The organism is Mycobacterium sp. NGS56 (assembly GCF_059812425.1).
This window is the reverse complement of sequence record NZ_JCALCQ010000002.1, coordinates 36797-59535: the sequence shown is the minus strand read 5'-3', so window position 1 is coordinate 59535 and position 22739 is coordinate 36797. Positions and strand designations below refer to the sequence as shown.

Below are 22739 nucleotides of genomic sequence, written 5' to 3'. Positions count from 1 at the left end.
CGCGGCTGGGGCTGCGCCCGGGGGGCGTGAACTCGGCACGGCATCATGGTGTCACGGCGAAACAAACCGGCGCCAAAGGCGTGTTGACCGGGACCGACACAGAATTGTTATGTACGATTTTGCGTCTAATTTGTGTCCGTCCGTAGACTGACGTGTTGTGTCCTTCGCCGAAGCCACGATCGCGCGTCTACCTAGGGTTTTGCAGCCCTATTTGCTACGCCACCATGAACTGATCAAATTCGCCATCGTCGGCGGAACCACATTCGTCATCGACTCGGCAATTTTCTACACGCTGAAGCTGACAATTCTCGAACCCAAACCCGTGACCGCAAAGGTGATCGCCGGCATTGTCGCGGTCATCGCGTCCTACGTGCTGAACCGGGAATGGAGCTTCCGCAATCGCGGCGGCCGTGAGCGCCACCACGAGGCGCTGCTGTTCTTCGCGTTCAGCGGCGTCGGGGTGCTGCTCTCCATGGCGCCGCTGTGGTTCTCCAGCTATGTGTTGCAGCTGCGCGAGCCGACGGTGTCGCTGGCGGTCGAAAACGTCGCCGACTTCATCTCGGCTTACATCATCGGCAACTTGCTGCAGATGGCATTCCGGTTCTGGGCGTTTCGGCGCTGGGTGTTTCCCGACCAGTTCGCGCGCGAACCCGACAAGGCACTGGAATCCGCCCTTACCGCCGGCGGCATCGCCGAGGTCTTCGAGGACGAGATCGAGGGGGGCAACGTCACGCTGCTGCGCGCCTGGCGCAACCGCGCCGGCCGGCCTACTCAGCTGGGCGATTCCTCGGAACCCAGGGTGTCGAAGACTTCGTGATATAGCAGCGCGTGTACCTCGCGCAGCCGCGGAATGTCGTAGAACTCCAACGGATCTTGTGACGCCGATTCGATGATCAGCGTCCCGGTGCGAAACATGCGCTCGGTGATCCGGTCACGGAACTCCACGCTGTTGATCCGGGCCAGCGGGATATCGATGCCGGTGCGGGTCAGCACCCCGTGCCGGAACATCACCCGTCGGTTGGTCACCACGAAATGGGTGGTGAGCCAGCTTCCGAACGGCCACAGCGTCAGCCAGCCCACGATGACCAGCCAGATCCCCCAGATGACGCCGTCGATGATGTTCTTGGCGAGCTGGTCCCAGTGCGTCGAGTTGAGGTATCCGGAGCCGAAGGCGGCCAGTCCGGTCACCAGTATGAGAACCAGCACTGGCCAGATCAGCCGCTTCCAGTGCGGGTGGCGGTGCACGATGACGTGTTCGCCGGCGGCCAGAACGTTATCCGGGTAGCCCATGCCCGCCGACATTAGCTGCGCGGCGCGACAATCCGCAGGTAACTAGTGCAAATGGTGGCGACCCGCCGCGCCCGGCTCCGCCGCGCTTGCGATCGCCACTAGTGCAAATGGTGGCGACCCGCCGCGCCCGGCTCCGCCGCGCTTGCGATCGCCACTAGCGCAAATGCACCACATCGCCGGCCGCGACGACGACGGTCTGCCCGTGGCTTTCCAGGCAGAGCCTGCCCTGGTCATCGATGGCGCTCGCCCTCCCGTCGACCTGCTTGCCGCCGGGCAGATGCGCGCGGACCCGGGTGCCGATGGTCAGGCTGCGCGCGCGGTAGTCCGCGGCGAGCGCCCAGTCGGCCCCGCGCGCGGCGCGCCAGGCCACGATGCGCCGGCCCAGCTCGCGCAGCAGGGCCGCGGCCAGCTGCGTGCGGTCGGGCGCGGCGACGCCCAGGTCGAGCAGCGACGTGAGCGCGGGGGCCCCGGGGTCGTCGATCTCGTCGGCGGACTGAGTCACGTTGAGCCCCAAGCCGATAACGACGACGGGCTTCGCCACCTCGGCCAGGATTCCGGCCAGCTTGCCCCGCGAATCCGGCGGGCCGGCGAGCACGTCGTTGGGCCATTTGAGACCCGCCTGCGCGCCCGCCCCCGCCAGCAACGGCGTGACCGTGTCGACCACCGCCACCCCGGTGGCCAGCGGCAGCCAGCCCCACCCCGTGGTCGGGACGTCGACGACGCTGACCCCGACCGACATGGTGATCTGGGCCCGCGGCGTGGCCGACCAGCCGCGACCGTGCCGGCCGCGCCCAGCGGTCTGGTGCTCGGCGATCAGCACGGCCCCGGCTACGTCGTCACCAGACGCGGCCCGCGCCAGCAGGTCGGCGTTGGTGGAGCCGGTCTGTTCGACGACGTCGAGCTTGCGCCAGCCCAGCCCGGTGCCGATCAACTCGGCGCGCAATGCGCTCTCGTCCAACGGTGTTCGGAGCCGATCTCGTTCTGTCACCGCACCCAGCCTAGAACTCAGGCCCGCCGGTCGCGCATGTCCAGCACGGCCAAATGGCTGAACAGCATGCTGGTTCCGATCGGATTACCGCCGCCGGGATACGCGGTGCCGCTGGGCGCGGCCATGGTGTTGCCCGCCGCGTACAGGCCGGGGATGGGGTCGCCGGACGTGTCCAGCACCCGCGCCGCGGCGTCGGTGCGCAGGCCGCCCTTGGTGCCCAGATCGGAAATGCCGAACGCGGCGGCGTGATAGGGCGGCGAGTCGATGGGGACCAGCGGCGACGCGCCGGCCGAGAAGGCGCGGTCGAACGCCTCGTCGCCGCGGCCGAAGTCCTCGTCGACACCGGCAGCGGCGAACCCGTTGAACCGGGCCACCGTCGCCGCCAGCCGCCCACCCGGAACCCCGATCTTGGCGGCCAGTTCCTCGAGCGTGTCCGCGGTATGCCACAGGCCGGCGGCGACGTACTTCTCGGTCTCCACGATGGTGACGTTGGCCGCCTTCACCGGCGGCACCTCGCCCTCCTTGTCGTCGTAAATCATCCAGTACGGCAAGGTGATCGACCCGTCGGCCAGCAGTGCGATGATCTCGCGGCCGGCCCGGTCGTACGCCCGGGATTCGTTGACGAACCGGTTGCCGGCCTGATTCACGAAGATGCCACCGGTGAACCACAGCGCGAAGGCGGACCGGCCGTCGGGGTGGGTCATGCCGGGCGACCACCAGGCCTGGTCGAGCAGGTCGGTGTCGGCGCCCGCGGCGATGCCGGCCTGCAGCGCCAGGCCGCGACTTCCCGGGCCGCCCATGGTGTCTCGCGATGTCCCGGGCACGCCGTAGCGCCGGCGCAGCTCGTCGTTGGCTTCAAAGCCGCCGGCGGCCAACAGCACTCCCCGGCGGGCGCGGATCGCCCGTCGTTCGCCGGCGGTCTCGACGATCGCGCCGGTGACCCGCCCGTCGGACGCCACCAGCTCGACCAGGGCGGTGTCGCGCCGCAGCGACGCCGTCGGGTACTGCCCGATGGCCTTGAGGAATCGCGCGATCAGCGCGCGGCCACCCAGGTAGTAGTCCGAAGGGGGTTCGGCACCGAGCCAATCGGTGTCCAGCGGTCCGCGGATCACCTCGCGCAGTTCCGGCGCGGCGTCCACTTTCAGGGGCTTGGCGGCGATGTGGCGTTTGCCGTCCAGCCGCGCCTTGGGCGCCTTGCCGTAATAGTCGGGCCACGGCAGCGGCACGAATTTCAGGTTCGGGTCGGCTTCCAGGTACTCGATCAGCGGCGCTCCGCCGCGCACATAGGTTTCCTGCAGCTCGCGAGGGGTCCGGTCGCCGACCACGGCCTGGTAGTAAGTGAGCGCGTCCTCGACGGTGTCGTCGAAGGCGCCAGGTGGGCAGGCGCGGACCAGCACGGGATTACACGGGAACCAGACACCGCCCCCGCCGGAGTAGGCGGTGGTGCCACCGAATTTCGACGTCGCCTCGACCAGCAACACGTCGAGGCCTTCACGCGCCGCGGTGTACGCACCGGTCACGCCGCCGCCGCCCGAGCCCGCGATCAGCACGTCGCATTCGGCCGCCCAGTCCGCGGTTCCCAACGGGCGGGCGTCCATCAGCGGAGAGTACCGCGCCGCTAAGCTCGACTCCCATGACGAGCGTTACCGACCACACTGCGGAACCGGCCGCCGAGCACAGCATCGACATCCACACCACCGCGGGCAAGCTGGCCGAGCTGCACAAGCGCCGGGAAGAGTCACTGCACCCGGTGGGCGAAGAGGCCGTCGAGAAGGTACACGCCAAGGGCAAGCTCACCGCCCGCGAACGCATCCTCGCCCTGCTCGACGAGGACTCGTTCGTGGAGCTCGACGCGCTGGCGCGGCACCGCAGCAAGAACTTCGGCCTGGAGAACAACCGCCCGCTGGGCGACGGCGTGATCACCGGCTATGGCACCGTCGACGGTCGCGAGGTGTGCATCTTCAGCCAGGACGCCACGGTGTTCGGCGGCAGCCTGGGCGAGGTGTACGGCGAAAAGATCGTCAAAATCCAGGACCTGGCGATCAAGACCGGACGCCCGCTCATCGGCATCAATGACGGCGCCGGCGCGCGGATCCAGGAGGGCGTCGTCTCGCTCGGCCTGTACAGCCGCATCTTCCGCAACAACATCCTGGCCTCCGGTGTCGTCCCGCAGATCTCGTTGATCATGGGGGCGGCCGCCGGCGGGCACGTCTACTCCCCCGCCCTGACCGACTTCGTGGTCATGGTCGACCAGACCAGCCAGATGTTCATCACCGGACCCGACGTGATCAAGACCGTCACCGGCGAGGACGTCACCATGGAGGAGCTGGGCGGCGCCCACACCCACATGGCGAAGTCGGGCACCCTGCACTACGTGGCCTCCGGCGAGCAGGACGCCTTCGACTGGGTCCGCGACCTGCTGAGCTACCTGCCACCCAACAACGCCACCGACGCGCCGCGCTACGCCGAGCCGCATCCCCCGGGCGCCATCGAGGACAACCTCACCGACGAGGACCTCGAGCTGGACACGCTGATCCCGGACTCGCCCAACCAGCCCTACGACATGCACGAGGTGATCACCCGCATCCTCGACGACGACGAGTTCCTCGAGATCCAGGGTGGCTACGCGCAGAACATCGTCGTCGGGTTCGGCCGCATCGAGGGCCGCCCGGTCGGGATCGTGGCCAACCAGCCGACCCAGTTCGCCGGCTGCCTGGACATCAACGCCTCGGAGAAGGCCGCCCGGTTCGTGCGGACCTGCGACTGCTTCAACATCCCGATCATCATGCTGGTCGACGTCCCGGGCTTCCTGCCGGGCACCGGCCAGGAGTACAACGGCATCATCCGCCGCGGCGCCAAGCTGCTGTTCGCCTACGGCGAGGCCACGGTCCCGAAGATCACCGTCATCACCCGCAAGGCCTACGGCGGCGCCTACTGCGTGATGGGGTCCAAGGACATGGGCTGCGACGTCAACCTGGCGTGGCCGACGGCGCAGATCGCCGTGATGGGGGCCTCCGGCGCCGTCGGCTTCGTCTACCGCAAGCAGCTGAGCGAGGCCGCCAAGGAGGGCAGGGACGTCGACGCGCTGCGCCTGCAACTGCAACAGGAATACGAAGACACCTTGGTCAACCCGTACGTCGCCGCCGAACGGGGCTACGTCGACGCGGTGATCCCGCCGTCGCACACCCGCGGTTACATCGGCACGGCGCTGCGCCTGCTGGAGCGCAAGATCTCCCACCTGCCCCCGAAGAAGCACGGGAACATCCCCCTATGACCGAGCAGAACGACGCGCACGCCGACGGGGTCGCGGCCGGAGACGCTTTGCAGCCGCACGCGCACGAGCCGCACATTCAGATCCTCAAGGGTGAACCCACGGTCGAGGAGGTGGCCGCGCTGGTCGCGGTGCTGGGCTGCGCCGGCGGCGCGCCGGAGCCCGAACAGCCCGAGCGGACCCGCTGGGGTCTCCCGGTCGACCGCCTGCGGTTCGCGATGACCAACTATCAGCGGCTGACGTTCCAGCAAATGACTCACATGAGGCATTGACCCGCCTGGTGCTGGCGTCGGCGTCGGCCGGCCGGCTCAAGGTGCTGCGCCAGGCGGGCGTCGATCCGCTGGTCGTGATCTCGGGCGTCGACGAGGATGCCATTGCCACCGCGCAGGGGCCGGAGGCATCGCCGGCCGACGTGGTGTGCGCCCTGGCCCGGGCCAAGGCCGAACAGGTGGCGGGCGAACTGGATGGCGGGGTTGCGGCCGATTGCGTTGTCCTCGGCTGTGATTCGATGCTGTCCGTGGACGGCCAGTTGTGCGGTAAACCCGGATCGGCCGATGCCGCCGCGAGCCAGTGGCGCCTGATGGGTGGCCGCGCCGGCGAATTGCACACCGGGCACTGCCTGCTGCGGCTGCGCGAGGCCGCCATCACCCACCGTGAAGTTGAATCCCAGTGCACGACAGTGCATTTCGCCGTCCCGACGGACGAAGACCTGCGGGCGTATGTCGCCAACGGCGAACCGTGGCACGTGGCCGGGGGCTTCACCCTCGACGGCCTGGGCGGCTGGTTCGTCGACGGGATCGTCGGTGACCCGTCGAACGTGATCGGCGTCAGCCTGCCGCTGCTGCGGTCGCTGCTGGGACGGGCCGGGCTGTCGGTGTCCGCGTTGTGGGCGGGCAACTAGCCTGGCGGTAGGCTCGGCAGCGTGGCATTACCACCCGATCCAAGCCCGACATTGTCCGAATACGCCCACCCCGAGCGACTGGTCACCGCCGACTGGCTGTCCGCCAACCAGGGGACTCCCGGCCTGGCGATCGTCGAATCAGACGAGGACGTCCTGCTCTACGACGTCGGTCACATCCCCGGCGCGGTGAAGGTCGACTGGCACACCGACCTCAACGACCCCCACGTCCGCGACTACATCGACGGGGCGCAGTTCGCGGAGCTGATGGACCGCAAGGGCATCGCCCGCGACGACACCGTGGTGATCTACGGCGACAAGAGCAACTGGTGGGCGGCGTACGCACTCTGGGTGTTCACGCTGTTCGGCCACCCCGACGTGCGGCTGCTCAACGGTGGCCGCGACCTGTGGCTGGCCGAACGCCGGGAGACCACGCTGGACGTGCCCACCAAGACATCCACCGGCTATCCCGTCGTCACCCGTAACGACGCGCCCATTCGCGCCTTCAAGGACGACGTGCTGGGAATTCTCGGCACCCAGCCGCTGATCGACGTGCGCTCGCCGGACGAGTACACCGGCAAGCGCACGCACATGCCCGAGTACCCCGAGGAGGGCGTGCTGCGCGGCGGCCACATCCCCACCGCTCGGTCGATCCCATGGGCCAAAGCGGTCGACGAGAGCGGGCGGTTCCGCAGCCGCGAGGAGCTCGAGGAGCTGTACGGATTCATCCAGCCGGACGACAAGACCGTCGTGTACTGCCGCATCGGCGAGCGCTCCAGCCACACCTGGTTCGTGCTGACGCATCTGCTCGGCAAGCCGGGGGTGCGCAACTACGACGGATCGTGGACGGAGTGGGGCAACACCGTGCGCACGCCGATCGTGGCAGGCGAATCCCCGGGCGCGGTCCCGGTCTGATCGCGATGAGTATGCCCGCGCCGCTGGCCGAGGTGGTGTCCGATTTCGCCGAAGTCGAGGGCCAGGACAAGCTGGCGCTGCTGCTGGAGTTCGCCAATGAACTTCCGGCGCTGCCGTCCGACCTGGAAGAAGCGGCCATGGAGCCGGTGCCGGAATGCCAGACCCCGCTGTTTTTGCACGTCGATGCCAGCGACCCCGAGCGGGTGCGGCTGCACTTCAGCGCACCGGCGGAATCGCCGACCACGCGGGGGTTCGCGTCGATTCTGGCCGCCGGTCTCGACGAACAGCCGGCCGCCGACATTCTGGCGGTGCCCGAGGATTTTTACGCCGACCTCGGGCTGGCCGCTCTGATCAGCCCGCTGCGGTTGCGCGGCCTGTCGGCGATGCTCGCCCGCATCAAGCGCAGGCTGCGCGAGAGTGCGTAAAAAACCACGAAATTCCGGACCGCCTCGTGGGGCGAAACGGTGCGACGCTTAGACTTCCCCAGAACTCGTTGTAAGAAATTCTCTTAGAGAAGTCCGCGCAAATACGTCCGCGGATATGCCAAACAGGAGGCGCAGTGGCTAGTCACGCCAGCTCGAGGATCTCCAAGGTGCTCGTCGCCAACCGCGGCGAAATCGCTGTCCGGGTGATCCGCGCGGCCCGCGATGCGGGCCTGTCCAGCGTGGCGGTGTACGCCGAGCCCGACGCCGACGCGCCGCACGTGCGGCTGGCCGACGAGGCGTTCGCGTTGGGCGGCCAGACCTCCGCGGAGTCCTACCTGGACTTCGCGAAAATCCTTGACGCGGCGGCCAAGTCGGGCGCCAACGCCATCCACCCCGGCTACGGCTTCCTGTCGGAGAACGCCGACTTCGCACAGGCGGTCCTGGACGCGAATCTGATCTGGATCGGGCCCAGCCCGCAGTCCATCCGTGACCTCGGTGACAAGGTCACCGCCCGCCACATCGCCGCGCGCGCCCAGGCCCCGCTGGTGCCCGGCACCCCGGACCCGGTGAAGGACGCCGACGAGGTGGTGGCCTTCGCCAAGGAGTACGGCGTGCCGATCGCGATCAAGGCGGCTTTCGGCGGCGGCGGCCGCGGCATGAAGGTGGCCCGCACCATCGAAGAGATCCCCGAGCTGTTCGAGTCGGCCACCCGTGAGGCCGTCGCGGCGTTCGGCCGCGGCGAGTGCTTCGTCGAGCGCTACCTGGACAAGCCGCGCCACGTCGAGGCGCAGGTGATCGCCGATCAGCACGGCAACGTGATCGTTGCGGGCACCCGTGACTGCTCGCTGCAGCGCCGTTTCCAGAAGCTGGTGGAGGAGGCTCCCGCGCCCTTTTTGACCGACGCGCAGCGCAAGGAGATCCACGAGTCGGCGAAGCGCATCTGCAAGGAGGCGCACTACTACGGCGCCGGGACCGTCGAATACCTGGTCGGCCAGGACGGCCTGATCTCCTTCCTGGAGGTCAACACCCGTCTGCAGGTCGAGCACCCGGTCACCGAGGAGACCGCGGGCATCGACCTGGTGCTGCAGCAGTTCAAGATCGCCAACGGCGAGAAGCTGGACCTCACCGAGGACCCGACGCCGCGCGGGCACGCCATCGAGTTCCGGATCAACGGCGAGGACGCCGGACGGGGCTTTTTGCCCGCTCCCGGTCCGGTCACCCGCTACGACATCCCCACCGGCCCCGGCGTCCGCCTGGACTCGGGTGTCGAGGCCGGTTCGGTCATCGGCGGTCAGTTCGACTCGATGCTGTCCAAGCTGATCGTGCACGGCGCCACCCGCGAGGAGGCGCTCGCCCGCTCCCGCCGGGCCCTCGACGAGTTCCACGTCGAAGGTCTGGCCACGGTCATCCCGTTCCACCGAGCCGTCGTGAGTGACCCGGCGTTCATCGGTGACGGCGATGGCTTCTCGGTGCACACCCGCTGGATCGAGACCGAGTGGAACAACACCATCGAACCCTTCACCGGCGGCGAGCCGCTGGACGAAGAGGACTCCAGGCCGCGCCAGAAGGTGGTCGTGGAGGTCGGCGGCCGCCGGCTGGAGGTGTCGCTGCCCGGCGACCTGGCGCTGTCGGGCGGTGGCGCGGCGGATCCGGCCGGTGTCATCCGCAAGAAGCCCAAGGCGCGCAAGCGCGGGGCGCACGCGGGCGCGGCTGCATCGGGTGACGCGGTGACCGCCCCCATGCAGGGCACCGTCGTCAAGGTCGCGGTCGAGGAAGGCCAGGGGGTTGCCGCGGGCGATCTGGTGGTGGTGCTCGAGGCGATGAAGATGGAGAATCCGGTCACCGCGCACAAGGACGGTGTCATCACCGGACTCGCGGTCGAGGCCGGCGCCGCCATCACCCAGGGCACGGTGCTCGCCGAGATCAAGTAGCGCTTGGCAAGAGTTTTTCCGACAACGCTGTCGGCCCTGGCTATTCGGGAGTAGGGTCTCGTACAAGGTTGAGTTCACAGCCGCCCGGGATACGTCGGTGACGTGGGGGTAGGCGGAATTCCCTGCTTCTTCGAACTATTTTCACACCGCTGACGTATCCACAGCAGGAATGTCCCTCGATGGGATGGAGTCAGCTATGTCTGTGGCCCAATCTTGGCAACAAAGCCGCACAGCACAATTCACCGCCCGCTGGGGTCCAGCGGGCACGCTGATCACGGTGGACGGCGAGCTCGACGCGGCCAACGCGGATCAACTGGTCGCGTACGTACAGCACAGCACCAACCGCTCCCGGCGAGTGATCCTTGACCTGCGCGGCCTCAAATTCATTGGCACTGCGGGCTTTTCGGCCCTGCACCGGATCAATGTGGCCTGCTCGGGCGCTCAGGTGTCCTGGGCCATGGCGCCGAGCCCGGCGGTGGACAGGCTGCTGCGGGTCTGCGACCCGGACGCGACGCTGCCGGTGACCACGCAGCGGGCCGAGCCACTGCTGGAACCGCTGTGGGTCGAAGAAGAGCCCCGGCCGCTACTGCAGCTGGTCACGGAGCCGCGCTAGCGACTTCGCCAGCAGCCGCGACACGTGCATCTGCGAGATGCCGACCCGCTCGGCGATCTGCGTCTGCGTCATCGACTCGAAGAATCGCAGCACCAACACCGTCCGTTCCCGTTCGGGCAGCGCCTCGAGCAGCGGACGTAACGATTCCTGATCCTCGATCCGGTCCAGGCCGGTGTCGACGTCACCGAGGGTGTCCGCGATAGCGCGGGCCTCCTCCTCCTCACCGCCGCCACCGCTGTCGATGGACAGGGTGTTGTACGAGCTGCCCGCCACCAGCCCCTCGACCACCTCTTCGCGGTCCATGTCCAGCTCCGCGGCGAGTTCGGTCGCGGTGGGCGCCCGGCCGAGCCGCTGCGAGAGGTCGGCTGTGGCGGTGCCCAGCCGCAGGTGCAGTTCCTTCAGCCGCCGCGGGACTTTGACCGACCAGCTGTTGTCGCGGAAGTGGCGGCGAACCTCTCCCATGATCGTCGGCACCGCGAAGGAAACGAAGTCCGAGCCGGTGTCGACGTCGAACCGGACCACCGCGTTGACCAATCCGACGCGCGCCACCTGAACCAGGTCGTCACGCGGTTCGCCGCGACCCTCGAAGCGGCGCGCGATGTGGTCGGCGAGCGGCAGGCACCGCTCGACGATTTTGTCCCGTTGACGTTGGAATTCCACCGAGTCGGACGCGGCAGCGGCCAGCTCACGGAACATGTCCGGAACATCGGCGTATTCGTTCGGACGCGAAACCGAACCGCCGGCAGCTCGCGCTGTCACCTGCTGGAGGCCGCCCGTCGCGCCGTCAGTGTGATGCCGAAAACACTGCCGGTTTCATTGGGTTCGCGACCGTCATGGAAAGTCTGAACGTCGTCGGCGAGCGACGTCAGCACATGCCAGCTGAAACTGCCGGGCGCCACCACGTCGTGAGTGTCGCATGCCGCGGAAGCTTCCACTACCAATTGGTCATCCTGGGGATCGACCACGACGACCAGGGTCGCGTCGGGAGTGGCCGAACGAATCAACCTGGTGCACACTTCGTCGACCGCGAGCCGCAGGTCCGCCACCGCATCGAAATCCAGGTCCTCGAAAGTGCCGATGGCACCGACCAGGGTGCGCAGCATCGCGAGGTTCTCCAGCCGCGCAGCAACGTGAAGTTCGACAGCACGATGGCCGCGCGGACGCTTGTTAGCGTGCAATCCAGCATCGTTCATATGGTCTCCCGGCAATGTTCGAGTGACACTACTACTGCTTCGCAGTCCGCCGTGGACGTCGCGCTCGAGCCGGTTAGTCATGGTCGCCACCGGATATTCGGCCCGCTATGGGCGGGCCTGACACGACCGACACGATCCGGACGCGCCGAGACCGGCGCTTCGCGGTGATCGCCGGGGTCACGCTGGTCATATCGATAGTCGTTGCAGTAGGCATGTACATCGGTGTATTCGTGATTCCGTCCCCCATGATGGGGTGACCACGCAACCGTTCCGGCACTCATCATGGTGCAAACCTGATACCCACATGTTCGCGCCGGTAACCTCGCAATTTCCTTTCATGCGCAATATCACAGGCGCGGCGTCACGGCAGGTCATGCCGAGAAAAGACACGATCGAAAGGGCGCGTGCGGGCTGGTCTGCGTCCCTAGCTGGCCGGCCGTTGCCGGTACACATCCGGATGTTCGGTGTACCAACGATCGCAGATCCGGCGAATCCTGCGGTGCTCCACCGCCAGCCAGGCCAGCCCCAGCACCGCGGCGATGACCCCGACGATCCCCGCCGTCATGCCTTCGTGGTGATGTCCGCTGCCGAAGGCCGCAAGACTGCCGCATGTTCCGATCACGCCCGCGACGACTAAGAGGTATCCGGGCCAGTGCAGGACGTCGATCAGCGACTCGCCGGCGAGCGGCCGTGTTGTCCTCAGATGGTCGACGGGGTCGTGGTAGGTGTCTCCCATAGCTGCTCCTCACCGCACCATCCACGTTAGATCGCGGGAGGACAAACCTAAAGGGCCAGTACCGGACCGGCGATCGGCGCCACCCCCATGGCGACCATCAACGCCATCGCGGTCAACAGGAACCAGCCGGCGCCATGCCATGCCCACCAGGTCCCCCGGGCCTTCCACACCAGATACGTGCGCACGAACGCCCAGATCCCGGCGCCGAGCGCGATCAGCGGTCCCCCGAAGGCCAGCAGGGTGCGCTGCGGGGCACCACAGGCCACTGTGTCCGTCCCGACTCCCGGGCAGGTGCTGACCCACACCGCGGCGATCAACAGGAAGCCGACGGCGGCCACCGTGGACAGGACGGCGAACCGGATCGCGGCGTGCACCTCGCCGTCCTCCTGGCCCAAGCGGTCACCGCCTGATCGCGCGTCCGCTTTCTGCATCGTTTTCACCTCCCATTGGGTACCCCGCGGCCAGTTCATCGCTCGCTACGTCGCATTAGTTACAGGGCAAGCATTGCCCGCGCTGGTAGCTGCGGAAACGCATGGGATCAAATACCCCGGGGCAAACGGCGGTAAACGACATCGACGCGAGGTCAAGCCCTAGTTCAGGGCCGAAGCCGGCTGCGGTATCGCCGATGCCGACATCGGGACGTCCGGAGCGGAAATCGGCGGCGCGTTCGCGAGGACGTTCGCGCGGAAATGACACCGGCGGCGGGCGCGATCCGACACGGGCTTCTCGGCGGCCTACGTGCGCCAAACTACCGGCACCGTCAATTATTTCGGTGACTTACCGCTGGTAGGGATGGAGTTCGAATGAATCCAATGTGGCTGGCGTGCCACGTCCGATGAGTACTATCTGACACATGCCAACAGCCCGCAGGCGCCTGTCTCCCGAGGATCGCCGCGCCGAGCTGCTCGCTTTAGGAGCAGAGGTCTTCGGGAAGCGACCCTACGACGAGGTCCGCATCGACGAGATCGCGGAACGCGCGGGGGTGTCGCGGGCTCTGATGTACCACTACTTCCCCGATAAGCGCGCATTCTTCGCGGCCGTCGTCAAGGACGAGGCCGATCGCCTGTACGAGAACACCAACATGGACGACGCGACCGGTCTGACCATGTACGAGGAGATCCGGGTCGGTGTGCTGGCCTACATGGCCTACCACGAGCAGAACCCGGAGGCCGCCTGGGCGGCGTACGTCGGCCTCGGCCGGTCCGATCCGGTTCTGCTCGGCGTCGAAGACGATGCCAAGAACCGGCAGATGGAACACATCATGTCCCGGATCAACCGGTTGATCGCCGAGGTCAACGCACCCAGCATGGCACCCGACGTCGAGCGACACCTGCGGGTGATTCTGAACGGCTGGCTGGCACTGACCTTCGAGATCTGCCGGCAGCGGATCATCGACCCCAGCACCGACGCCGAGAAGCTCGCAGACGCCTGCGCGCACGCGCTGCTGGACGCGATCGGACGGGTCCCGGAGCTCCCGGAGGCGCTCGGCGAGGCGATGTCCAACTCGCGTTTGTGAGCGGAGCTGCATCTTGTCGGTGACCGTTGGCACGATGGCTAGGTGAGCACTCGCGCTGACTTGAGGCCGCCCGGCCGCTCCGACCCGTTGGGCCGGTTCAGCGCGATCACCCGCGAGTGGTTCACCAGCACCTTCGACGCGCCGACCACCGCGCAGGCCGACGCCTGGAGCGCCATCGCCGACGGCCACAACACCCTGGTGATCGCGCCGACCGGTTCGGGCAAGACGCTGGCGGCGTTCCTTTGGGCGCTGGATAGCCTCGCCGGTTCAACGGAACGCCCGCCCGGCACGCGGGTGCTCTACGTCTCGCCGCTCAAGGCGCTGGCAGTCGATGTCGAGCGCAACCTGCGCACCCCCCTGGCCGGGCTCACCCGCATCGCCGAACGCCAGGGGCTGCCGGCCCCCGATATCAGCGTCGGGGTCCGTTCCGGCGACACCCCGCCCGCCGCCCGACGCCAGCTGATCAACCGACCGCCCGACGTGCTGATAACTACTCCCGAGTCGCTGTTCCTGATGCTCACGTCGGCCGCCCGCGAGACCCTGGCCGGTGTGCAGACGGTGATCGTCGACGAGATCCACGCCATCGCCGCCGGCAAGCGCGGCGCGCACCTGGCCGTGTCCCTCGAGCGCCTGGACGCGCTGCGCGAGGACAAACCCGCGCAGCGCATCGGGTTGTCGGCGACGGTGCGTCCGCCCGAGGAACTTGCGCGATTCCTCTCCGGGCACGCGCCGACGACCATCGTGGCCCCGCCGTCGGCCAAGACGGTCGAGCTCAACGTCCAGGTGCCGGTGCCCGATATGGCGAACATGGCGAACAACACCATCTGGCCGGACGTCGAGAACCGCCTGGTCGATCTGATCGAATCGCACAACTCCACCATCGTCTTCGCCAATTCGCGCCGACTGGCCGAGCGACTAACCGCCCGCCTCAACGAGATTCACGCCGAACGCAGCGGTGCGGTGGAAGAACCTCTTGCTTCCGGGGGATCGGCCGCCGACGCCAATCCGAAGGTGGCCGGCGGCGCGCCGGCGCACATCATGGGCAGCGGCCAGACCTACGGCGCCGAACCGATCCTGGCCCGCGCCCACCACGGCTCGGTGAGCAAGGAACAGCGCGCCCTGGTCGAAGAGGACCTCAAGCGCGGGCTGCTCAAGGCGGTGGTGGCCACCTCGAGCCTCGAGCTGGGTATCGACATGGGCGCCGTCGACCTGGTGATCCAGGTGGAGGCGCCGCCCTCGGTGGCCAGCGGCCTGCAGCGCATCGGCCGTGCGGGCCACCAGGTCGGCGAGGTCTCGCGGGGCGTGCTGTTCCCCAAACACCGCACCGATTTGATCGGCTGCGCGGTCAGCGTGCAGCGCATGCTCGCCGGCCAGATCGAAACCATGCGGGTACCTGCCAACCCGCTCGACATCCTGGCGCAGCAGACCGTGGCGGCGGCCGCCCTGGAACCGTTGGACGCCGACCGGTGGTTCGACACGGTGCGGCGGGCCGCGCCGTTCGCGACGCTGCCGCGCAGCGTGTACGAGGCCACCCTGGACCTGTTGAGCGGCAAATACCCGTCCACCGAATTCGCGGAGCTGCGGCCGCGGCTGGTGTACGACCGCGACACCGGCACGTTGACCGCCCGCCCCGGCGCGCAGCGGCTGGCCGTGACGTCCGGCGGCGCCATCCCCGATCGCGGACTGTTCACCGTCTACCTTGCCTCCGAGGCCGAAAAGCCTTCCCGGGTAGGCGAACTCGAAGAGGAAATGGTTTACGAGTCACGTCCCGGCGATGTCATCTCGCTGGGCGCCACCAGCTGGCGGATCACCGAGATCACCCACGACCGGGTGCTGGTGATCCCGGCACCCGGCCAGCCGGCCCGATTGCCGTTCTGGCGCGGCGACGGTCTGGGCCGCCCGGCCGAGCTGGGCGCCGCACTCGGCGCGTTCACCGGCGAGCTGGCCGGCTTGAAGCGGGAGGATTTCGAAACGCGCTGCGCCGGACTGGGTTTCGATGCATACGCCACCGAGAACCTGCTGCGCCTGCTCGACGAACAGCGGAGCGCCGCCGGGGTGGTGCCCACCGACACCACCCTGCTGGTCGAGCGGTTCCGTGACGAGCTGGGCGACTGGCGAGTGATCCTGCACTCGCCGTACGGGCTTGCAGTCAACGGACCACTGGCGCTGGCGGTGGCCCGCCGGCTGCGCGAGCGCTACGGCATCGACGAGAAGCCCACCGCCTCAGACGACGGTGTCGTGGTCCGACTGCCGGACACGTTCTGCGATTTCGCATCGGACACCGGCTCCGGGGCTCCGCCGGGCGCCGAACTTTTCGTCTTCGACGCCGAGGAGATCGACCCGATCGTCACCGCAGAGGTGGGCGGCTCGGCGCTGTTTGCGTCGCGGTTCCGCGAGTGCGCGGCCCGGGCCCTACTATTGCCGCGCCGGCACCCCGGGCGCCGTTCGCCGCTGTGGCAGCAACGCCAGCGTGCTGCCCAGTTACTGGATGTGGCCCGCAAATATCCCGACTTTCCGGTGGTTCTGGAGACCATCCGCGAATGCCTGCAGGACGTCTACGACGTACCGGCCCTGACAATGCTGATGACCGGTATCGCGCAGCGGCGCGTGCGGGTGCTCGAGGTCGAGACGCAGCGGCCGTCGCCGTTCGCGGCGTCGCTGCTGTTCGGCTACGTCGGCGCGTTCATGTACGAAGGCGACAGCCCGCTGGCCGAGCGCCGGGCCGCCGCGCTCTCGCTGGACAGCACGCTGCTGGCCGAATTGCTGGGCCGGGTGGAGTTGCGCGACCTGCTCGATCCCGAGGTCATCGCCGCCACCGGCCGCCAGCTTCAGCACCTCTCGACCGACCGGGCCGCCCGCGACGCCGAGGCGGTCGCTGACCTGCTGCGGCTGCTGGGCCCACTGACCGAGGACGAGGTGGCCGCCCGGGCCGGCGACGCCGACGTAGGCGGGTGGCTGGAGGGACTGCGCGCGGCGCGGCGCGCGCTGACCGTGTCGTTCGCCGGCCGCAGCTGGTGGGTGGCCATCGAGGACATCGGCCGGCTGCGCGACGGCATCGGCATCGCGGTTCCGCTCGGCGTGCCGGCCGCCTTTACCGAGGAGGTCGCCGACCCGCTGGGCGAATTGCTGGGTCGCTACGCGCGCACCCACACCCCGTTCACCACGGCCGAGGCCGCCGCCCGGTTCGGGCTGGGACTGCGAGTGACCGCAGACATCCTGGGCCGGCTCGCCGGCGACGGCCGGCTGGTGCGCGGCGACTTCGTCGCCACTGCCGAGGCGGCGGAGGTGCCGATGGCCGGGGGTGAGCAGTGGTGTGATGCCGATGTATTGCGCATCCTGCGGCGGCGGTCGCTGGCGGCGCTGCGGGCCCAGGTCGAGCCCGTCAGCACCGCCGCCTACGGCCGGTTCCTGCCGGCCTGGCATCGGGTGGGGACGGCCGAATCGTCGCGCTCCCCAAGCTATTCCGGGCTGGATGGCCTGATGTCGGTGATCGACCAGCTGGCCGGCGTACGGATGCCGGCCTCGGCGATCGAGCCGCTGGTGCTGGCCCCCCGCGTCCGCGACTATTCCCCCGCACTGCTCGACGAGCTGCTGGCCACCGGCGAGGTCACCTGGTCGGGGGCCGGGTCGATTTCGAACGGCGACGGTTGGATCGCGTTGCACCCCAGCGAATCCGCGCCGTTGACACTGCAAGCGCCCGCCGACATCGAGCTGGGCGACGCCCACCGCGCCATCCTGGACACGCTCGCGCCGGGGGGCGCCTACTTCTTCCGCCAGCTCACGCAAAGCGGGTTCGGTGAGTCCGAGCTCAAAGGCGCCTTGTGGGAGCTGATCTGGGCCGGTTGGATCACGGGCGACACGTTCGCCCCGGTGCGCGCCCTGCTCGGTGGCGCCGGAACCCGCAGGCGCTCGGCGCCCGCGCACCGGTCGCATCGCCCGCCGCGGCTGAGCCGATACAGCGTCGCGCACCCGCAGTCCCGGCCCGCCGACCCGACCGTGGCCGGCCGGTGGTCGATCCTGCCAGCCCCGGAGCCGGACTCCACGCTGCGCGCCCACTACCAAGCCGAGCTCTTGCTGGGCCGCCACGGCGTGCTGACCCGCGGCGCGGTGACGGCCGAGGGCGTGCCCGGCGGGTTCGCCACCCTGTACAAAGTGCTGAGCACTTTCGAGGATGCCGGCCGGTGCCAGCGCGGCTACTTCATCGAGTCGCTGGGCGGGGCACAGTTCGCGGTCGCATCGACGGTCGACCGGCTGCGCGCTTACTCCGACGGCGTCGATCCGGAAAGGCCGGAGTACCGGGCGGTCGCGCTGGCCGCCTCGGATCCGGCCAACCCGTACGGCGCGGCGCTGACCTGGCCCGCCTCCCGGGGCGACGGGGTCTCGGGGTCTGGTGGGTCGGGGGCACGCCCTGGCCGCAAGGCCGGTGCAATGGTGGTCCTGGTCGACGGTGAGCTGACCTGGTTCCTCGAGCGCGGCGGGCGGTCGCTGCTCACCTTCACCGACGACCCCGCCGCCCATCAGGCTGCGGCAACGGCGCTGGCCGACCTGGTCTCGTCCCGTCGCGTCGCGTCGATCCTGGTCGAACGCATCGACGGGGTGCCCGCCCTTCAGCCCCGCGCGGACGGGCCCGGCCCGATCGACGCCCTTTCCGACGCCGGATTCGCCCGAACTCCGCGTGGAATGCGGCTGCGCTGACATGCCCGAAGGTGACACCGTCTGGCACACCGCCGCCGTACTGCGCGAGCGCCTGGTCGCCGACACCCTGACCCGGTGCGACGTCCGGGTGCCGCGGTTCGCCACCGTTGACCTCACCGGTCGGGTGGTCGACGAGGTGCTCAGCCGGGGAAAGCACTTGTTCATCCGGGTGGGTGACGCCAGCATTCACTCGCATCTGAAGATGGACGGCAGCTGGCGGGTCGGCAACCGCTCGGTGCGGGTCGACCACCGCGCGCGCATCATCTTGGAGACCGACAGCGTCCGCGCCGTCGGCGTCGATTTGGGCGTGCTGGAGATCCTGGAGCGCGAGCGTGACGGCGACGCGGTCGCGCACCTGGGCCCCGATCTGCTGGGCAAGGATTGGAATCCCGCGCTGGCCGCCGCCAACCTGACGGCCGACCCGGACCGGCCGATCGCCGGGGCACTGTTGGACCAGCGCCTGCTGGCCGGCATCGGCAACGTCTACAGCAACGAACTGTGTTTCCTGTCCGGGCATCTGCCCACCGCGCCGGTGCGCGACATCGCCGACCCGCATAGGCTCGTCTCGCGGGCACGGGACATGTTGTGGCTCAACCGCTTTCGGTGGAACCGGTGCACCACGGGCGACACCCGGGCCGGACGGCAGCTGTGGGTCTACGGGCGATCCGGGCAGCCGTGCCGGCGCTGCGGTACCCCGATCGCCTTCGACGACTCCGGGGATCGGGTGACGTACTGGTGCCCGTCCTGCCAGCGCTGAAGCGCGTGGCCCTTGGTCGCGGGCCTAGCCGCGGGCGTGGGCGAGGAAGAACTGGGCGATCGCCTCGGACCCGTCGAGCGCGCGGGTGGTGGGACCGATGACGGCCGCCGGCAGATATTGCTTGCCGCCCGGCCAGGTGTGTCCGCCTTTGTTGATCTTGTAGAACACCACCTCGGTGTTGTCCGCGCATCCCGTGAACTGGTAGCGGTGCACCACGGTGCCGTCGCGGACATCGGGTAGCGCCTCCATCGCCTGCTTTGTTTGGCAGCCATCGACCGAGCGCCACTTTTCCACCATGCTGTCCGCCGAGATGGAGTGGCTGACCCCGCCGCGGCCGCGCACCGTCCCACCTTTGAAGGGCACCAGCGGGTCGGCGGTCCCGTGGGCTTCCCAGACCGACACCGGCCGCGACGGGTTACAGGCCACCCCCACGCCCAGAGTCCCGGCCACCGGGGCGACCGCGGCGAACACGTCGGCGCGGTCGCATGCCAGCCGGTTGCTCATGAAGCCGCCGTTGGACATCCCCGTGACGAAAACGTGCCCCGCAGCGATGCCGTAGTCGTTCTGCAGCTTGTTGACCAGCCCGACCAGGAAGGCCACGTCATTGATGTGGCGGCGATCGGCGGGCGAGGCACCACGCCCGTCGGCCCAGCTCTTGTCGTAACCGTCGGGGTAAACGACCAACAGGTTGTGGGCGTCAGCAACGGAGTTGAACCCCGTCAGGCCGCGCTGCGAGAACCCGGTACCGCCCGCACCGTGCAAACTGAGCACCAGCCCGACGGGCTCGCCCGTCGGCACGTGCAACATGTAGGTTCGGTCCATGCCGCCGGAGCGAAAGGTGCCCGAGATGTCTCGAGCGTTGGCCGCCGGCACGTGCCGCACACCGCAGCCGACCACGCATATCGCCACCACACCGAGCCACAACCACCGTGCGTATGCCATGTCGTCAGATCACCGGCTGCGCGTCGCCGAAGGGTCGCTGGTTACGTGTTTGCGACTGCGGAGCAAACGCTCGGGTGGCACACATCGCATTATCGGCGATACGGCTTCGGCGGACGCCGCAAGATGCAAGCATGCGAACTAGCCCGCCTTCAGCAAGCAACGACACTTCTGTTCCACGGGAGTATCAGAAATGACGACCACCACGATGCGCAAGCGCAGCCGATCGCTATGGCTCCTGGCGATGGGCGTGCTGCCGGTGGCCGGGCTGCTCGGCGTGCTGGGTGCATCCGCGACAGCTGGCGCCACGTCCGCCGATGACGAATTCCTGGCCGCGCTGAAAGCCAAGGGCATCAACTACGAGTCAGCCGACGCCGCGGTCAATTCCGGGCACACCGTGTGTCACGAACTCGATATGGGCCAGACACCGGAACAGGTCGCCAACAACGTCCTGTCCAGCAGCCACCTGGACAGCTATCACGCCGGCTACTTCGTCGGGGTCAGCATCAAGGCGTACTGCCCGAAGTACGCGGCGGCACCCGGTTCCTGAAAACCGACCTGCCAAAACGTCCCGTGCGCCTGTACGCGATTGCGCAAATTCGTTTGTTCACGGTCGGTAAATCCAGCGGCAACTCGCTGGCGCCGCGGTCGCCGATTATTTGTGGTGGTCTTGACTGACGGAGGGTCGTCCGGCCCAAGGCTCAGCGACAGGTGGATGACATTGGAACAATCAAACCTGTTGCGGCTCAGGGCATATCGGCCTGTGTCCGAGCACATCGACGGCGCCTGGTGGCCGCGGTCGACGAGCCTGGCCGACGAGCCGCCGGGCCTGGTGGCGTCGTTGTCGAATCGGCTGGGGCAGATCGTCATGGTGGGCTATCGCCGCCACGACTGACACAACATGCCCGCTCTGGCTGAATTCGACGGGCACACAATCGAATTGTTGGGCTTCGTCAATGACGAGCAGGCCGGCGTGATCGCGATGGGCGGGAACGCCCGTCGGGCACTCGATGCGGTGCGAGTGTTCGGCGCCGCCCCGGTTTCTCCGGCCGTCCGAATCACGGTGGGGCGATCGGTCGCGGAGTTGGCCGACATGCTGGCCCGTCACCAGGGGCTCGGTGGGCAACGGCGCGACGCTCAGATCCGGCGGTGGTGCGAGGAGACGGCGCAACGATTCATCGAGGCGCCGGTGCAGACCTTCGTCCCCATTCTGGTCGAACACATCGTCGGCAACCGCATGATGGAGTCGCGCAGGCAGCGCTATCCGGCCGACGGCGGCCTGTGCATCACGGTGCCCGGCAGTTCCGCACCGTACTCAATATCGTCGTAGTCGCGCCCCTTACGCCGGCGACCGTTCGCCGAGCCGCCCGTAGGGCGCATCGGGACCATCGGGAGCATGGGTGTCTGGCCGGCCCCCGGTGGCAGCGCGGAGACCGCGGACGCCAGCTGCACCGGCGCCGACGACCCCAGCATTCCCACCGTCGCGGGCGGCATGGTCAGGTTGCCGAGCGAAATACCGACGCCCAGCGTGGCACGTGGCGCCAACGATCCGGTGGCGCCGACCGCGCCGATCAGTTGCGTCTCCGCCGACGACAGCGCCGCCGTGCCTTCGGTCAATCCGCCGAAAATGTCTGTGGCCGCGCCGAATTGCAGGCTGTTGGCGGCGTTCAACTGGGCGAGATAGCTGAGCAGGTTGACGGGAAACCCGCTCGCGATGAACTGGTTGCCCCATGTGCTGAAATATCCGAACCAACCGCGGCTGGGGTCGCCGTCGCTGCCGAACAGGCCGGCGGCACCGGAGGCCGCCTGGAGCGTCGCCGCGTCGGAGGCGGCCTGGCCCGGACCCGAACTGGCGGCGGCGATCTGCGCGCCGGAGTTTCCCGTCGCCGTAGCCGGCACGATGGCGGCTTGCCTCGTCATGCCCGACGGATCGGAAACCGGAGGCGGCGAAGAGAACTGGGGCGGTCTGACGGTGCTCGCCGAGGTCGCGTCGTAGCGGACCAATGCCGCCGAGTTGTTCACCCACATGGTGTTGTACTCGGCCTCGGTCTCGGCGATGGCCGGGTAGTTGATCCCAAAGAAGTTGGTGGCCAACAACATCGCCAGCCGCGCGCGGTTGGCGGCGACCAGCGAGGGATGCACCACCGTCCAGTGCGTCAACTCGAACGCCGCGGTCATGACTTCCACCGACGTCGCGATTTCCTGGCACTGCGCGGCGGTGACGCGCAGCCAGTCCAAATAGGGCTCCAGCGCTCGGGCCATCGCCATGGCGGACGGGCCATGCCACGTCGTCATCAGCCACGACAGCTCGGCGGTGTAGCCGGCGGCAGATTGCTCGAGCTCAGCGCTGAGCTCCTGCCAGGCGCCGGCGGCCGCGATCCATGACCAAGCGCCTGGTCCAGAGTGGATCAGCGCCGAAGTGACCTCCGGCGGCAGTATCCCGAAATCCATGAACCTTTACCTTGGGAAATGCCGTCGGTTGGGCCAACGCTCGGCGTCGGCCCGTCCGGCGCTACGCGAGTGAATGAGGCCGGGACATCGCGGTGTCCTGCTGCTGGTCGACGTTGACCTG

At 68.4% G+C, this 22739-nt stretch carries 23 protein-coding genes; 14 read left to right on the top strand and 9 right to left on the bottom strand.

Annotated features, from left to right (window positions below; genetic code table 11):
* Positions 1 to 157 precede the first annotated feature (157 nt).
* On the top strand, positions 158 to 817 hold the full coding sequence (locus AC5Y4F_RS07535; protein ID WP_067938350.1) for a GtrA family protein: 660 nt from the start codon (positions 158 to 160) through the stop codon (positions 815 to 817).
* On the opposite strand, the gene AC5Y4F_RS07530 is transcribed toward AC5Y4F_RS07535, so the two are convergent.
* The 3 genes from AC5Y4F_RS07530 to AC5Y4F_RS07520 form a co-directional block, all read right to left on the bottom strand.
* Positions 772 to 1290, bottom strand: coding sequence for a PH domain-containing protein (locus tag AC5Y4F_RS07530; RefSeq protein WP_067938428.1), 519 nt, complete (start codon positions 1288 to 1290; stop codon positions 772 to 774). The two genes, AC5Y4F_RS07535 and AC5Y4F_RS07530, sit on opposite strands and share 46 nt — an antisense overlap.
* Positions 1291 to 1444: 154 nt before the next feature.
* A complete protein-coding gene (locus AC5Y4F_RS07525) occupies positions 1445 to 2278 on the bottom strand; it encodes a biotin--[acetyl-CoA-carboxylase] ligase (RefSeq protein ID WP_499995869.1) in 834 nt (277 codons plus the stop codon).
* A 17-nt stretch (positions 2279 to 2295) separates the two neighbouring features.
* Entirely contained in the window at positions 2296 to 3876 is a 1581-nt protein-coding gene (locus AC5Y4F_RS07520) for an FAD-binding protein (protein ID WP_499995868.1), read from the bottom strand.
* A gap of 35 nt (positions 3877 to 3911) precedes the next feature.
* Here AC5Y4F_RS07520 and AC5Y4F_RS07515 point away from each other — a divergent pair, with 35 nt between their 5' ends.
* From AC5Y4F_RS07515 to AC5Y4F_RS07485, 7 genes are all read left to right on the top strand, one after another.
* Positions 3912 to 5552 carry an acyl-CoA carboxylase subunit beta gene (locus AC5Y4F_RS07515; RefSeq protein ID WP_499995867.1) on the top strand — a complete coding sequence of 547 codons (1641 nt, stop codon included), beginning with the start codon at positions 3912 to 3914 and terminating at the stop codon, positions 5550 to 5552.
* Positions 5549 to 5821 carry an acyl-CoA carboxylase subunit epsilon gene (locus tag AC5Y4F_RS07510; protein WP_067938358.1) on the top strand — a complete coding sequence of 91 codons (273 nt, stop codon included), beginning with the start codon at positions 5549 to 5551 and terminating at the stop codon, positions 5819 to 5821. The genes AC5Y4F_RS07515 and AC5Y4F_RS07510 overlap by 4 nt, the downstream gene beginning before the upstream one ends.
* Complete coding sequence (locus tag AC5Y4F_RS07505; protein ID WP_499995866.1) at positions 5818 to 6450, top strand: Maf family protein; 633 nt, start codon at positions 5818 to 5820, stop codon at positions 6448 to 6450. Before AC5Y4F_RS07510 ends, AC5Y4F_RS07505 begins: the two co-directional genes overlap by 4 nt.
* Positions 6451 to 6471: 21 nt before the next feature.
* The gene (locus AC5Y4F_RS07500; RefSeq protein WP_067938362.1) at positions 6472 to 7362 is read left to right on the top strand and encodes a sulfurtransferase; all 891 of its coding nucleotides are present in this window, start codon (positions 6472 to 6474) and stop codon (positions 7360 to 7362) included.
* Between the two features lie 5 nt (positions 7363 to 7367).
* Positions 7368 to 7787, top strand: a complete 420-nt coding sequence (locus tag AC5Y4F_RS07495) for a SufE family protein (protein ID WP_067938364.1) — start codon at positions 7368 to 7370, stop codon at positions 7785 to 7787.
* Between the two features lie 134 nt (positions 7788 to 7921).
* Positions 7922 to 9718 carry an acetyl/propionyl/methylcrotonyl-CoA carboxylase subunit alpha gene (locus tag AC5Y4F_RS07490; protein WP_067938366.1) on the top strand — a complete coding sequence of 599 codons (1797 nt, stop codon included), beginning with the start codon at positions 7922 to 7924 and terminating at the stop codon, positions 9716 to 9718.
* A gap of 184 nt (positions 9719 to 9902) precedes the next feature.
* Complete coding sequence (locus tag AC5Y4F_RS07485; RefSeq protein WP_067938430.1) at positions 9903 to 10331, top strand: STAS domain-containing protein; 429 nt, start codon at positions 9903 to 9905, stop codon at positions 10329 to 10331.
* On the opposite strand, the gene AC5Y4F_RS07480 is transcribed toward AC5Y4F_RS07485, so the two are convergent.
* From AC5Y4F_RS07480 to AC5Y4F_RS07465, 4 genes are all read right to left on the bottom strand, one after another.
* Entirely contained in the window at positions 10302 to 11090 is a 789-nt protein-coding gene (locus AC5Y4F_RS07480) for an RNA polymerase sigma factor SigF (protein WP_067938368.1), read from the bottom strand. The genes AC5Y4F_RS07485 and AC5Y4F_RS07480 overlap by 30 nt on opposite strands.
* A complete protein-coding gene (locus tag AC5Y4F_RS07475) occupies positions 11087 to 11524 on the bottom strand; it encodes an ATP-binding protein (protein ID WP_067938370.1) in 438 nt (145 codons plus the stop codon). The genes AC5Y4F_RS07480 and AC5Y4F_RS07475 overlap by 4 nt, the downstream gene beginning before the upstream one ends.
* 424 nt (positions 11525 to 11948) lie before the next feature.
* Positions 11949 to 12260: a protein UsfY gene (gene usfY, locus AC5Y4F_RS07470; RefSeq protein ID WP_067938372.1), complete on the bottom strand. Its 312-nt coding sequence runs from the start codon at positions 12258 to 12260 to the stop codon at positions 11949 to 11951.
* 47 nt (positions 12261 to 12307) lie between these two features.
* Positions 12308 to 12691 carry a hypothetical protein gene (locus tag AC5Y4F_RS07465; RefSeq protein WP_499995864.1) on the bottom strand — a complete coding sequence of 128 codons (384 nt, stop codon included), beginning with the start codon at positions 12689 to 12691 and terminating at the stop codon, positions 12308 to 12310.
* 422 nt (positions 12692 to 13113) lie between these two features.
* On the opposite strand from AC5Y4F_RS07465, the gene AC5Y4F_RS07460 reads away from it, so the two are divergent.
* The 3 genes from AC5Y4F_RS07460 to nei2 are packed head-to-tail and all read left to right on the top strand — an operon-like array spanning position 13114 to position 19228.
* Positions 13114 to 13776, top strand: coding sequence for a TetR/AcrR family transcriptional regulator (locus AC5Y4F_RS07460; RefSeq protein ID WP_067938374.1), 663 nt, complete (start codon positions 13114 to 13116; stop codon positions 13774 to 13776).
* A 42-nt stretch (positions 13777 to 13818) separates the two neighbouring features.
* The gene (locus AC5Y4F_RS07455; protein WP_499995862.1) at positions 13819 to 18471 is read left to right on the top strand and encodes an ATP-dependent helicase; all 4653 of its coding nucleotides are present in this window, start codon (positions 13819 to 13821) and stop codon (positions 18469 to 18471) included.
* Position 18472: 1 nt separating this feature from the next.
* Positions 18473 to 19228: an endonuclease VIII Nei2 gene (gene nei2 / locus AC5Y4F_RS07450; RefSeq protein WP_067938378.1), complete on the top strand. Its 756-nt coding sequence runs from the start codon at positions 18473 to 18475 to the stop codon at positions 19226 to 19228.
* Positions 19229 to 19252: 24 nt separating this feature from the next.
* Here nei2 and AC5Y4F_RS07445 read toward each other — a convergent pair whose 3' ends face one another.
* Positions 19253 to 20170 (bottom strand): extracellular catalytic domain type 1 short-chain-length polyhydroxyalkanoate depolymerase, encoded by a 918-nt coding sequence (locus AC5Y4F_RS07445; RefSeq protein WP_499995861.1) that lies wholly within the window; start codon positions 20168 to 20170, stop codon positions 19253 to 19255.
* 190 nt (positions 20171 to 20360) lie between these two features.
* Between AC5Y4F_RS07445 and AC5Y4F_RS07440 the strand changes: the two genes are divergently transcribed.
* The 3 genes from AC5Y4F_RS07440 to AC5Y4F_RS07430 all read left to right on the top strand — a co-directional run bounded on the left by AC5Y4F_RS07440 (position 20361) and on the right by AC5Y4F_RS07430 (position 21497).
* Entirely contained in the window at positions 20361 to 20717 is a 357-nt protein-coding gene (locus AC5Y4F_RS07440; protein WP_067938382.1) for a DUF732 domain-containing protein, read from the top strand.
* A gap of 171 nt (positions 20718 to 20888) precedes the next feature.
* The gene (locus tag AC5Y4F_RS07435; protein ID WP_499995860.1) at positions 20889 to 21062 is read left to right on the top strand and encodes a DUF5994 family protein; all 174 of its coding nucleotides are present in this window, start codon (positions 20889 to 20891) and stop codon (positions 21060 to 21062) included.
* A 6-nt stretch (positions 21063 to 21068) separates the two neighbouring features.
* Complete coding sequence (locus AC5Y4F_RS07430) at positions 21069 to 21497, top strand: three-helix bundle dimerization domain-containing protein (RefSeq protein ID WP_499995858.1); 429 nt, start codon at positions 21069 to 21071, stop codon at positions 21495 to 21497.
* Here the strand turns inward: AC5Y4F_RS07430 and AC5Y4F_RS07425 are convergent.
* On the bottom strand, positions 21428 to 22618 hold the full coding sequence (locus tag AC5Y4F_RS07425; protein WP_499995856.1) for a PPE family protein: 1191 nt from the start codon (positions 22616 to 22618) through the stop codon (positions 21428 to 21430). The two genes, AC5Y4F_RS07430 and AC5Y4F_RS07425, sit on opposite strands and share 70 nt — an antisense overlap.
* Positions 22619 to 22739: the final 121 nt, after the last annotated feature.